This is a genomic window from Kitasatospora sp. NPDC051914, assembly GCF_040680995.1.
Taxonomy (GTDB): domain Bacteria; phylum Actinomycetota; class Actinomycetes; order Streptomycetales; family Streptomycetaceae; genus Kitasatospora.
In genome coordinates, this window is the sequence record NZ_JBFAXX010000115.1 from 1 (window position 1) to 12,516 (window position 12,516).

Sequence of the window (12,516 nt, forward strand, 5' to 3'; positions counted from 1 at the left end):
GGTACCTCCCGGCTTCTCAGCCGGAGGTACCCACGCGCCCCCACGGGTGCACCCTCCTGAAAGGTGCAGCCTCACGAAGGTGCAGCCCTTGCCTCAGGCCGCCGCTGCGGCCTTGCGCCGCAGGGCCCACCCCACGGCGGGCACCATGGCCGCGCTGGCCGCCGCGAACAGTACCGCGAGTGCGCCCCAGCCGATCGGGCCGTGGCCGATGACGACGGTGGTGACCAGGACGGGGCCGAGCATCATCGCCGCGGAGAAGCCGGTGTTGAAGACGCCCTGGTACTCGCCGTGCGCGCCCTCCTCCGCGAGGTCGTAGCCGAGCGCCCAGCCGGCGGCCTGGCCCAGCACCTCGCCGAGCGCCTGGAGGACGGCCCCGGTGAGCAGCAGCAGGACGGCGAGCCAGGCGGGCAGTCCGCCGGCGAGGGCGAAGGCCACGCAGGAGAGGGCGACGAGGATGCCGCCGCGGAGGAAGATCCGGGCTGCGGAGCGGGGTTCCTCGGTGCCGCGGGTGGCCCGCACCTGCAGGGCGACGACGAGGATCGTGTTGACGACGAGGGTGCAGGCGACGACGACCCGGGGGGCTTCGGTGTGGTCGGCGATCCACAGCGGCACACCGACCTCGATCATGGCGAACTGGAGGCCGAGCAGGCCGCTCAGCCCGGCGACCAGGACGTAGGGCGCGTTGCGCAGCGCGGAGCCGGAGCGCTTGCCGGCCTGTTCGGCCGTCCCGCCCGGGCTGCGGCCGGGGGTCTTGAGCGCGGCGTACATCACGACGACGACGGCGAAGGTGGCGACGTCGGCGAGGACGGCGGCATGGTAGGCGCCGCGGGTGTCGGCGACCAGGACGAGTGCGGCGACGCCGGTGCCGATGCCGATGCCGACGTTGGTGACGACCCGCAGGTAGGCGCGGCCGGCGACCCGGCGGTCGGGCGGCAGGATCTCGGCGTAGAGGGCGTTGCGGACGGTGGCGCTGCCGCGGTCGGCCGCGGTGACGGCGCAGGCGAGCAGGACGAAGGCGGTGAAGCCGCCGACCAGCGGGTAGCAGGCGGTGCCGACGGCCTCGGTGGAGACCAGGACGAGCAGCACGGGCTTGGTGCCCCAGCGGTCGGCGGCGCGTCCGGCGGGGACGCCGACGAGCACGCCGACCAGCCCGGCGAGGGTGAGGCCGAGGCCGACCTGGGCGGCGCCGAAGCCGAGGACGCGGGTGAAGTACAGGGCGCCGAGGGTCATGAACAGGCCGTTGCCGAGGGTGTTCACCAGGGTGATGGCCCCGAGCCGACGCACCGTCGGGTCGGGGTGCAGAAGGCGTGACGATGCCCGGGGCGCGGCCGGCGCCCCCGTGGAGGTGGTGGTCATGCGCACATCGCACCGCATGCGGATCAGTGCCCGGAACTGATTTAGGGTGGGGCTGACGAATGGGGGATCAGGTGCACCGTTTCCGGCTGGGGCTCGAGGATCTCGCGTCGGCGTCGTTCGCCTGCTCCCCGCTGCAGGAGGCGGTGCTGAGCCTGCGGATGTGGACGCACCCGGGCAAGTACGTGCACCAGGCCCCGATGTTCGAGCGCATCCGGCCGGAGTTCGAGCGGCTGGAGTGCGCCCCGCTGCTGCGGAGCCTGATCGCGTCGAACCGGTACGTGCCGGACTTCCTCACGCCCCGCCCGAGCACGCCCTTCCCGGAGGTACAGGCGGAGCTGGCCGTCGTCCGGGCGCTGCCGCCGGAGCGGTTGCGGGCCGAGCTGGAGCCCGCGTTCCTGCCGCACGACCGGCAGTTGCCGCCGCTGCTGGCCGAGGGTCTGGCCGATCCGGCGCGGCTGCTGGCCGGGATCGCGGACGCCCTGGAGGAGTACTGGGTGCGCTGCCTGGCACCGGAGTGGTGGCCGCGGGCCCGTTCGGTGCTGCACGCCGACATCGTGCACCGCTCGCGGGTGCTGGCCGAGCGGGGCGCGGCGGCGCTGTTCCAGGACCTGGACCCGCGGCTGCTGTGGCGGGACGGCGTGCTGACGATCCGCCGGGACTGGGGCGACGGCGACAGCGACATCACGGTGGGCGGTCGCGGCCTGGTGTTCACGCCGACGTTCTTCGCCCGCGGCGCCATCACCAGCATCAGCGACGAGTACCCGCCGGTGATCAACTATCCGGCGCGCGGGCAGGCCACCATGGCCGGCCCGCTCGCGCCGCCGCCCACCAGGCGGGCGCTGGAGCAGCTGATCGGTGCGCCCAAGGCCCGGCTGCTGGCGATGCTGGACGAGCCGGCCAGCACCACCGAGCTGGCGCGCCGGCTCGGTGTCACGCCGGGCGCGGTCAGCCAGCACCTGTCGGTGCTCGCCGAGACCCGGCTGGTGAACCGGGCGCGGCACGGCCGGATGGTGCTGTACGTGCGCAGCCCGCTGGCCGACGAGCTGCTCCGGTAGGAGGCTCCGACAGATCGTCAATTCTTGTGTGACATGGCCCTGTTGACCGCAATGGTCCATACCACCTACAGTCGTCGACGGCTTCCCGGCACCCCTGTACGGCACCCCCACACCAGACAGGGAGACCACCATGCACGTCCGGCCGCCGCGGCGCGCCAGGGCCAGGATCACCGCCCTGCTCGCCGTGCTCGCTCTGCCGCTCGCCCTGCTCGCCGCCGCCCCGGCGCACGCCGCCGGCCGCCTGACCGCCGCCTTCACCAGCGCCGACAACGGCTCCTGGTGGAAGGGCACCTTCGTCGTCCGCAACGACAACGCCGCCGCCGTCACCGGCTGGACCCTGGAGTTCGACCTCCCGGCCGGAGTGACGATCTCCAGCAGCTACAACGGCCAGGCCACCGTCACCGGCCGGCACGTCACCGCCGTCAACGCGTACTACAACGGCACCGTGCAGCCGCACGCCACCACCGAGCCGTACAGCTTCTGGTTCGTCGCCAACGGCCCGATCGGCACGCCCACCGGCTGCCGGATCAACGGCGACAAGTGCGACGGCACCGCCGACGTGCCGCCCGGCGCGCCCGGCACCCCGCAGGTCACCGACACCACCGCGCACACCGCGGCGCTGAGCTGGCCCGCCGCCACCGCCGGGGACTTCCCGGTCGCCTCGTACGAGGTGCTGAACGGCTCGACCGTGCTCGGCACCTCCGCCACCACCTCGGCCACCCTGACCGGCCTCACCCCGGCGACCGCGTACGCGCTCACAGTGCGCGCCAAGGACAGCCGCGGCAACACCGGCCCGCTCAGCCCCGCGGTGACCGCCCGGACGGTCGACCCGGCGAGCGACACCGTGCCGCCCACCGCCCCGACCGCCCTGCGCAGCACCGCCGTCACCTCCAGCAGTGTCGCCCTGGCCTGGACGGCGGCCACCGACAACCAGCGGGTCGCCGCCTACGACGTCTACCGCGACGGCACCCTCGCGCAGACCGTCACCGGCACCACCGCCACCGTCGGCGGCCTCTCCCCCGCCACCGCGTACGGCTTCACCGTCCGCGCCCGCGACGCCGCCGACAACTCCTCCCCGGCCACCCCGGCGCTGAGCGTCACCACCGCCGACCTGGTCGGCCCCGGCAAGTACGCCCGGGTCGGCTACTTCACCCAGTGGGGCATCTACGGCCGGCAGTACTTCGTGAAGAACCTCGACACCTCGGGCAGCGCCGCCAAGCTCGACGTCATCAACTACGCCTTCGAGAACATCGACCCGGTCAACCTGACCTGCCTGGCCGGCGTCACCAGGGGCACCACCGCCAACCCGCAGGACCCAGACCAGGGCACCGGCGCGGGCGACGCGGACGCCGACTACTCCCGCCCGTTCAGCGCCGCGCAGTCCGTCGACGGGGTCGCCGACGACGGCTGGGCCCCGCTGCGCGGCAACCTCAACCAGCTGAAGAAGCTCAAGGCCAAGTACCCGAACCTCAAGGTCGTGGTGTCGCTCGGCGGCTGGACCTACTCCAAGTACTTCTCCGACGCGGCCGCCACCGACGCCTCCCGCAAGAAGCTCGTCTCCTCCTGCATCGACGTCTGGATCAAGGGCAACCTGCCGCTCTACAACGGCGCCGGCGGCCCCGGCACCGCCGCCGGGATCTTCGACGGCATCGACCTCGACTGGGAGTGGCCCGGCTCGCCCGACGGCCACGCCGGCAACCACTGGTCGGCGAACGACAAGGCCAACCTGACCGCACTGCTCGCCGAGTTCCGCACCCAGCTGGACGCCCTCGGCGGCCCGCACCGGCTGCTGACCGCCTTCACCCCGGCCGACCCCGCCAAGATCGCCCAGGGCTGGGACCTGTCGAAGATCTTCCAGTACCTCGACATCGCCAACGTCCAGGGCTACGACTTCCACGGCGCCGGCAGCGACAACTCCTGGGAACCGAACCGCACCGGCCACCAGGCCAACCTGTACACCGACACCCAGGACCCGTACGGCTTCCACTTCTCGGTGGAGTCGGCCGTGCAGACCTACCTCGACGCCGGGGTCAACCCGCGCAAGCTCACCATCGGCCTGCCCTTCTACGGCCGCGGCTGGCAGAACGTCACCGACGGCGGGGCGAACGGCGAATGGCGGACCGCGGGCGGCGCGGCCCCCGGCCAGTTCGCCGAGGAGGCCGGCACCCGCGGCTACAACAACCTGCTCACCAGCGTGCCCAACCTGACGGTCCGCCACGACGAGCAGTCGGTCTCGACCTACGGCTACACCGGCGCCGGCGGCCAGTGGTGGACCTTCGACGACCCCTGGTCGATCGGGAGGAAGACCGCCTGGCTGAAGTCCAAGGGCCTGCTCGGCGCCATGATCTGGGAGATGTCCGGCGACACCCCCACCGGCACCCTGATGACCGCCCTCGACACCGGCCTCAAGCAGTAGGCCGGGCACATGCCCAGGGGCGCGGGGAACTGCGCAATCCGGGATCGGGCCGCCGTCCGAACGACGGCCCACCCGAGATCCGAAGCAGTTCCCCGCGCCCCTACGAGCACGCTCCTGCCGGGGGCGTCAGCGCCCCGCGACCGCCGCCAGCTTCCGGGCGGCCCGGTGCTCCCGCATCACCTGCGCGAACGTGGTGTGCCCCTGCGTGGTCCGGGCGAAGGCCCGCCACGCGGGGGTGACCAGGCAGACCGCGGCGTGGAACAGGTGCGGCCGGCGCTCGAAGGCCCCGAGCATGATCTTGCCGGCCCGCATCTCCACCCCCAGCCCCGCCTTGATCGCGAAGGCGTAGTTGAGCGCCTGCCGCCGCACGTCCGCCGTGCCCTCGGCCTCGGCGACCTTCACCGCCCACTCGCCGGCCAGCCGACCCGACCGCAGGGCGTACGAGATGCCCTCGCGCGTCCACGGCTCCAGCAGGCCCGCCGCGTCGCCGGCGACCAGCACCCGTCCGCGCGAGAGCGGCGAGTCCTCGGCGCGGCAGCGCGTCAGGTGGCCGGACTCGATGCTCGGCTCGAAGCCGGAGAGGCCCAACTGCCGGATGTAGTCGGCGAGGTACCGCTTGGTGCGCTCGCCGTCACCGCGGGCGGAGATGACGCCGACGGTCAGCGTGCCGGAGTCGGTCTTGGGGAACACCCAGCCGTACGAGCCGGGCAGCGGGCCCCAGTCGAGGTGGATGCGGCCGGCCCAGGCCCGGGAGACCTCCTCCGGCACCGGGATCTCCGCCTCCAGGCCGAGGTCGATCTGGTCGAAGGAGACGCCGACGTGCCGGCCGATGCGGCTGGCGGAGCCGTCCGCACCGACGACCGCGCGGGCCTCGATGCGCCGGCCGTCCGCGGTGGTGACGAACGCCGTGCGGCCCTCGCCGTCCTGCTGCTCGACGCCGGTCGCGGTCACGCCGGTGACCAGCACCGCGCCGGCCTGCTCGGCGGCCTGCACCAGGCGCAGGTCGAACTCGTCCCGGTTGACCAGGCCGAACAGCATCCGCTTGGAGCGGCGGGTGCGGGTGAAGCGGCCGCCGAGCGCGAAGGTGACGGCGTGGATGCGGTCCTGCAGCGGAAGCTTGAAGTCCGGCGGGAGGGTGTCCCGGGAGGGGCCGATGATGCCGCCGCCGCAGGTCTTGTAACGGGGGTGCTCGGCCTTGTCGAGGAGCAGCACCCGGCGCCCCTGGGCGGCGGCCGCGTACGCGGCGGAGGAGCCGGCCGGGCCGGCGCCGACCACGACCACGTCCCAGACGCCGCCGAGCGGGTCCGGCCCGGTGGCCTCCAGGTCCACATCGGTCTGGTCGGAGGCCGCGGGCGCGGCCTCGTGCCCGACGGCCTCGTGCTCGTCGGAGTGCGGGTCGAGGGAGCTACCGGAGTCAGTCACGATCGCATCCTAGACCCGCCGACCACCCCTGCCAGCAGGGATGACACGGGTCACGCCGAGGCGCCGCCCTATGATCGGACAAATCACCCGCACCTCGTCAACAGGAGACACCTGATGACCCAGCAGCACCTGGCGGCGGCCGTCCGAACCCTGATGCCGCGAGCCAAGGCCGACCTGGCCGAGCTGGTCGCCTTCCCCTCCGTCGCCGACCCCCGGCAGTTCCCGGTGGAGGAGTGCCGGAAGGCCGCCCGCTGGGTCGCCGACGCGCTCGCCGCGGAGGGTCTGACCGGCGTGCAGCTGCTGGACACCCCGGACGGTACCCAGTCCGTCTACGCCGAGCTCCCCGGCCCGGCCGGCGCCCCGACCGTGCTGCTGTACTCCCACTACGACGTCCAGCCGCCGCTCGACGAGGCCGGCTGGCACAGCCCGCCCTTCGAACTGACGGAACGTGACGGCCGCTGGTACGGCCGCGGCGCAGCCGACTGCAAGGGCAACATCCTCATGCACCTCACCGCGCTGCGCGCCCTGCGCGAGGTCGACGGCGGCCTCCCGGTCGGCCTCAAGGTGATCGTCGAGGGCTCCGAGGAGCAGGGCACCGGCGGTCTGGAGCGCTACGCCGAGGCCCACCCCGACCTGCTCGCCGCCGATGCGATCGTCATCGGCGACACCGGCAACTTCGCGCCCGGCCTGCCCACCGTCACCGCCAGCCTGCGCGGCATGACCGTGATCGAGGTCGCGCTCACCACGCTCGCCGGCAACCTGCACTCCGGAGCCTTCGGCGGCGCGGCACCGGACGCCCTGCAGGCGATGGTCCGGCTGCTCGCCACCCTCCACGACGAGCACGGCGACGTCGCCGTGGCGGGCCTGACGGCCGACCAGGTGTGGACGGGCGTGCAGTACGACGAGGCGCAGTTCCGCGCGGACGCCAAGGTCCTCGACGGTGTCGCGCTGACCGGCACCGGCACGGTCGCCGACCGGCTGTGGGCCCGCCCGTCGGTCACCGTCCTCGGCATCGACGCACCGCCGGTGATCGGCGCGACCTCCTCCGTCCAGGCGAGCGCCAAGGCCCTGGTCAGCCTGCGCATCCCGCCGGGCATGGAGCTCAAGGCCGCCCAGCAGGCCCTCGCCGCCCACCTGGAGGCGGCCGTGCCGTGGGGCGCGCAGGCCTCCGTCACCGTGCTCAGCGGCGGCGAGGCGTTCGACGCCGACACCACCGGGCCCGCCTACGAGGCGATGGGCCAGGCCATGCGGGAGGCGTTCGGCCGCGAGATGGTCGCCTCCGGCGAGGGCGGCTCCATCCCGCTCTGCAACACCCTGCGCACGCTCTACCCGCAGGCCGAGATCATCCTCATCGGCGTCGAGGACCCGACCACCCAGATCCACGCCGTCAACGAGAGCGTCGACCCGCAGGAGCTGGAGCGGATGGCCCTCACCGAGGCGCTCTTCCTGCGCGCCTACGCCCGCCTGCGCCCGGCCTGACGCACCGCCCGCCCCGCCCCGGGTGCCGTTCCGACGGACGGCACCCGGCCGCGGGCCGCGGACAGCACCGCGTACGCCGTCGCACCGACCGCCAGACCGGCCCCCGCCCCGAAGCAGAACTCCGGGACCACCGAACGCTGCCGCCGGGCCAGCCGGTGCACCGCCCCCACGGCCGCAGCCCCCACCAGACCCGCCGCCGCCCGGCGCGACTCCGGCGCCCGCGGCAGCGCCTCCCGGCGCACCCGGGCCCGCAGCACGGCCAGACCCAGCAGCGACGTCCCGTACTGCAGCACTGTGCAGAGCGGCAGCCCGCCCGCCACCGGCCGCCCCAGCACCGGGAACGCCCGCACCCCGGCCCGGCCCGGATGGGTGAACGAGTCCCAGAGCACGTGGCTCGCCGCACCGACCGCCGCCGACAGCACGAACGCCCCGACCCCTGCGGCACCCCGCGGCAGCGGCCCCTCCACCGGCACCGGCAGCATCCCGGCCAGCGGCTCGCGCAGCAGGCCGTGCCAGGCCGCGGCCATGCCCGCCGCGATCGCCGCGTCCACGGTCGGCACGGCCCACCAGCGGTGCGTGATCGCCCCGTAGCGGTAGAGGCCCGGCAGCAGCGAATCCGCGAAGAACGGCACGTCGGGCGCCATCGACCCCGCCACCAGGCCCGACCCGACCCACACCCCGCCGGGCCCCCGCCCCATCAGCGGCACCACCGCCGCAACATGGCTCAACGTGAACGGCACACCCCCATCCTGCCGCGTCCGGGCCGACAAAACCGCGCCCGACCCGCAGCACCCGCCCCACCCCCGCCGTGCGCGCCCGCCCCGCACACCCGCACACCCGCTCCGCACCACCCGCCCGCCCCCGTCCCCCGCCCATCATGGAAGGACGCCCCACGAAAGGAGCCCGGTGTGACGGAGCCCGGACTCCCGCCCGCCGACGGGCTCCCCGCGGCGCTGCTGGACCTCGGCGTGCCGCACCTCGACATCAACCCGCTGGTGGCCGTCCGCACCCGCCTGGCCCGCGACCGCGGCCTGCGCCGGACCTTCGAGGAGGCGCTGGAGCCGCAGTCCGCCGCCGTCGGCACCCTGGGCCGCCCGGCGGGGCTGCCCCCGCACTGGCCGGAGGCGGACGGAGCCGTGGGCCGGTACCTGCCGGCGCTGCTGTTCGTCGCACTGGCACCGCAGGTACTGGCCTGGCACCGGGCCCTCGGCATCCCGCCGGAGGTGTCCCGCAGCACACTGGCCGACCTGGGGCGGCAGCTGACGGTGTACCGCCGGCGGCACGGCGAGGGCGGGCTGGGCGCGGTCTCCTGGCTGACGCTGCCGTTCCGCGGCGAGCTCTACCAGTTGGGCCGGCTGCAGTTCCAGCGCTACCGTCTGCGTGCCGAGGAGGCCCCTGCCGGCGGCTCTCCGGCTGCCGGGGAGTGGTGCCTGAACCTGCACGTCCCCGACTTCTGCGGGCCGCTCGGGCCCGGGGCCTGCGACCGCTCCCTCGCCGCGGCCCGCGCCTTCTTCCCGCGGTACTTCCCGGCGGAGCCGTACCGGGCGGCCTGCATCTTCTCCTGGCTGCTGGACGGGCAGCTCGCCCGGTGCCTGCCCGAGGACGCCAACATCGTCCGCTTCCAGCGCCGGTTCCGGCCGCTGCGCCCGAACGGCGCCCCGTCGGACGACGACCCGCTGCGCTTCGTGTTCGACGACCCGGGCGTCCCGTTGGCCCGCCTGCCGAGGGACACCGCACTCCGGCGGGCCCTGGCGGACCACCTGCGCTCGGGCGGCCACTGGTACGTCGGCAGCGGCTGGTTCCCGCTGTGACGGCGGCAACAACGGCGGCAGCAGTGACGGCGGCCCGCCGTGGCCGGCCGACCGCGGGCCGGCCGGCCACCGGCCGGTCAGCCGGCCTTCGCGGCCCCGACGGCGGCCGGCAGTCCGGCCTCCAGGTAGCGCAGTTCGCCGCGCTCGCGCGCGTCCAGGGCCGCGGCGAGGCGCCGCAGGCGGGCGGCGGGGAGCAGGCCGGCGGCCTCGTCCAGGGTGACGAAGCGCCAGCTGCGCAGTTCCTCGGGCTGCAGGCGGAGCCGCTGCCGCTCCTCGGCACCGAGGCGGCCGCCGTCGTAGACCAGGCGCAGGCCGCCGCGGCGCGGTCCGGTACGGGGTTCCCAGTCGACGGCGAGCAGCCGCAGGGCGGGGGCGTCGAGGTGCAGGCCCAGCTCCTCGGCGGTCTCCCGCAGGGCGGCGTCGGTGGGTGCCTCGCCGCGTTCGACCACGCCGCCGGGGAACTCCCAGGAGGGCTTGTAGACCGGGTCGACGAGCAGGACGCGGTCCTGTTCGTCGAAGAGCAGCACGGCGGCCGCGACGGTGTCGCCGGTGGGGTCGGGGGTCTGCACGATCGGGCAGCGGGCGGTGCCGTCCGCGACGAGCCGGGCGAGGTGCCGGGCGGTCTGCTGCGGGGTGAGGCCGGTGGTGTCCACGAGCTGGGCGTCGCGGCCGAGCCACCGTCTGGCGGCGCGGTAGGCGGGCAGGTGGTCCTGGCACCAGCGGCGGACGCGGTCGTTGCGCTCGGGGTCGCCCGGGTACTCCTCCCGCTCGGCTATCCGCCGCTGCAGGATCGTTTCGTCAGGGTCCAGCACGAAGTGGTGCACGGCCAGCCCCCGGGAGGCGAGGCCACCGAAGATCTCGTCGCGGTAGTCCTCGCGGAGCAGCGCCATCGGGACGACCAGCGGCCCGGGCACCTCGGCGAGCAGCGCCGCGGCGACCTCGGGAACCAGGCGCCGCCAGGAGGGCAGGTCCTGGAAGTCGGCGACCGGGGCGAGCCGGTCGGCGGGCAGCATCCGGCAGAGTCCGGCGCCGACGACTTCGGGATCGAAGAGGAGGCTCCCCGGCAGCAGCTCCACCAGTTCCCGACACGCGGTGGTCTTTCCCGCGCCGAACGTGCCATTGACCCAGACGATCACAGAGCATCCCCTGCCCTCGGCCCACCCCGGTGCCCCACGCACCGGGCGGCGGAGGTCCGTGCTGCGGCCCCCGCGCCACCCCGGTGGTACCCGTACGGGCGGCCGTCCCATGCCTGGCGGCCCGGGGCAGCGTCGGCGACCGGCCACCCGGCACATGCCGGGCGCGCCGCTCAGCCGAGGTCGAGCAGCTCCTTCTTGAGCACCTTGCCCATGGCGTTGCGGGGCAGTTCGTCCACCAGTACGACCCGCCGGGGGCGCTTGTGGGCGGACAGCCGCTCGGACACGAAGGCGGTGAGCCCCTCGCCGGTCACCGGCCCGTCGGGGATCACGTAGGCCACCACGGCCTGCCCGAGGTCGTCGTCGGGGACGCCCACCACCGCGGCGTCGGCGACCTCCGGGTGGTCGCGCAGCGCCGCCTCGACCTCGCCCGCGCCGATCCGGTAGCCGCCGCTCTTGATGAGGTCGACCGAGGCCCGGCCGACGATCCGGTGGAACCCGTCGGAGCCCACCACGGCGACGTCGCCGGTGCGGAACCAGCCGTCCGCGGTCCAGGACTCGGCGTCGGCGTCCGGCCGGTTGAGGTAGCCGGCGAACAGCGTGGGGCCCGAGACCTGCAGCTCGCCCACCGACTCGCCGTCGGCGGGCAGCTCGCCGCCGTCCTCGCCGACCAGCCGGGTGCGGACGCCCTCCAGCGGCAGGCCCACGCTGCCGGGGCGGCGTTCGCCGTCGGCGCGGGTGGAGAGGGTGATCAGCGACTCGGTCATGCCGTAGCGCTCGATCGGCTCGTGGCCGGTGAGCTCGCCGAGCCGCTCGAAGACGGGCACCGGCAGCGGCGCGCTGCCGGACACCAGCAGCCGGGCGCCGGCCAGGGCACGGGCGGCGGTGCCGTCAGCCGCCACCCGGGACCACACGGTCGGCACACCGAAGTACAGGCTGCCCTGCGCGCCGGCGTACGCGCCGGGCGTGGGGCGCCCGGTGTGCACCAGTCGGCTGCCGGTACGCAGCGCGCCGAGCACGCCGAGCACCAGGCCGTGCACGTGGAAGAGCGGCAGCCCGTGGACGAGGGTGTCGTCGGCCGTCCACCGCCAGGCGTCGGCCAGGCCGTCCAGGCCGGCCGCGACGGCGGAGCGCGGGATCACGGCGCCCTTGGGCGCACCGGTGGTGCCGGAGGTGTAGAGCACGAAGGCGGGGCGCTCCGGCGCGGGCTCGGCGAAGGTCGCGCCCGAACGCGCGCCGAGGTCGACCGGCAGGGCCTCGACGTCCTCCGAGTGCTCCCCCGCCGGGACGGCCAGCAGGGTGGCGCCGGAGTCGCTCAGGATGTGCCCGCGCTCCTTGGAGCCCGAGTCGGGCGGCAGCGGTACGACCGGGACGCCGGCCAGCAGCCCGCCGACCACGGCCGCCACGGTCTCCGCGGTCGGTCCGGCCAGCACGGCCAGCGCGGGTGCGCCCGCGGCCCGCTCGGCCACTGCGCCCGCGGCGCCCAGCAGCTCCTCCCACGACATCGCCCGGCCGTCGACCACCACCGCGTCGCCCCGGTCGCCGTATCCGCCCTCAAGTGCCGTCAGAAGTCCCATGCTCCGGACTCTACGCGCCTCGGGCGGCGGTCACCCGGGATGTCCCGGCGGGCGGAACGGCACATGGAACGCCCCTCGGAGGAGGTGCGGAACGGCGAGGGGCGCGGCCCCCGGTCTCCCGGGTGCCGCGCCCCTCGTGCGCCGTGCGGAGATCAGCCCTTGCGCGCCTTGACCTCGGCGGTGAGCTGGGGGAGGACGGTGAACAGGTCGCCGACGACGCCGTAGTCGACGAGTTCGAAGATCGGGGCCTCGGGGTCCTTGTTGACC

9 protein-coding genes and 1 pseudogene are annotated in these 12,516 nt (G+C 74.8%); 4 read left to right on the top strand and 6 right to left on the bottom strand.

Annotated elements, in window-relative coordinates:
• Positions 1-93 precede the first annotated feature (93 nt).
• Positions 94-1,356: an MFS transporter gene (locus AB0M03_RS38155; protein ID WP_363500914.1), complete on the bottom strand. Its 1,263-nt coding sequence runs from the start codon at positions 1,354-1,356 to the stop codon at positions 94-96.
• A 59-nt stretch (positions 1,357-1,415) separates the two neighbouring features.
• Here AB0M03_RS38155 and AB0M03_RS38160 point away from each other — a divergent pair, with 59 nt between their 5' ends.
• Positions 1,416-2,411, top strand: a complete 996-nt coding sequence (locus AB0M03_RS38160; protein ID WP_363500917.1) for a helix-turn-helix domain-containing protein — start codon at positions 1,416-1,418, stop codon at positions 2,409-2,411.
• Positions 2,412-2,541: 130 nt separating this feature from the next.
• The gene (locus tag AB0M03_RS38165) at positions 2,542-4,827 is read left to right on the top strand and encodes a glycosyl hydrolase family 18 protein (RefSeq protein ID WP_363500920.1); all 2,286 of its coding nucleotides are present in this window, start codon (positions 2,542-2,544) and stop codon (positions 4,825-4,827) included.
• A gap of 126 nt (positions 4,828-4,953) precedes the next feature.
• Here the strand turns inward: AB0M03_RS38165 and AB0M03_RS38170 are convergent, their stop codons facing one another.
• The gene (locus AB0M03_RS38170) at positions 4,954-6,156 is read right to left on the bottom strand and encodes a geranylgeranyl reductase family protein (protein WP_363500937.1); all 1,203 of its coding nucleotides are present in this window, start codon (positions 6,154-6,156) and stop codon (positions 4,954-4,956) included.
• A 207-nt stretch (positions 6,157-6,363) separates the two neighbouring features.
• Here AB0M03_RS38170 and AB0M03_RS38175 point away from each other — a divergent pair, with 207 nt between their 5' ends.
• Entirely contained in the window at positions 6,364-7,728 is a 1,365-nt protein-coding gene (locus AB0M03_RS38175) for a dipeptidase (protein WP_363500923.1), read from the top strand.
• Here the strand turns inward: AB0M03_RS38175 and AB0M03_RS38180 are convergent.
• Positions 7,704-8,468 carry a DUF4184 family protein gene (locus AB0M03_RS38180; RefSeq protein ID WP_363500926.1) on the bottom strand — a complete coding sequence of 255 codons (765 nt, stop codon included), beginning with the start codon at positions 8,466-8,468 and terminating at the stop codon, positions 7,704-7,706. The genes AB0M03_RS38175 and AB0M03_RS38180 overlap by 25 nt on opposite strands.
• Before the next feature lie 168 nt (positions 8,469-8,636).
• Between AB0M03_RS38180 and AB0M03_RS38185 the strand changes: the two genes are divergently transcribed.
• Entirely contained in the window at positions 8,637-9,539 is a 903-nt protein-coding gene (locus tag AB0M03_RS38185) for an acyltransferase domain-containing protein (protein ID WP_363500928.1), read from the top strand.
• A gap of 77 nt (positions 9,540-9,616) precedes the next feature.
• Here AB0M03_RS38185 and AB0M03_RS38190 read toward each other — a convergent pair whose 3' ends face one another.
• From AB0M03_RS38190 to AB0M03_RS38200, 3 genes and pseudogenes are all read right to left on the bottom strand, one after another.
• Positions 9,617-10,675, bottom strand: coding sequence for an NUDIX domain-containing protein (locus AB0M03_RS38190; protein WP_363500931.1), 1,059 nt, complete (start codon positions 10,673-10,675; stop codon positions 9,617-9,619).
• 170 nt (positions 10,676-10,845) lie between these two features.
• Entirely contained in the window at positions 10,846-12,249 is a 1,404-nt protein-coding gene (locus AB0M03_RS38195; protein WP_363500934.1) for an acyl-CoA synthetase, read from the bottom strand.
• Positions 12,250-12,401: 152 nt separating this feature from the next.
• Positions 12,402-12,516, bottom strand: a pseudogene (locus tag AB0M03_RS38200) (electron transfer flavoprotein subunit alpha/FixB family protein); the annotation flags it as partial.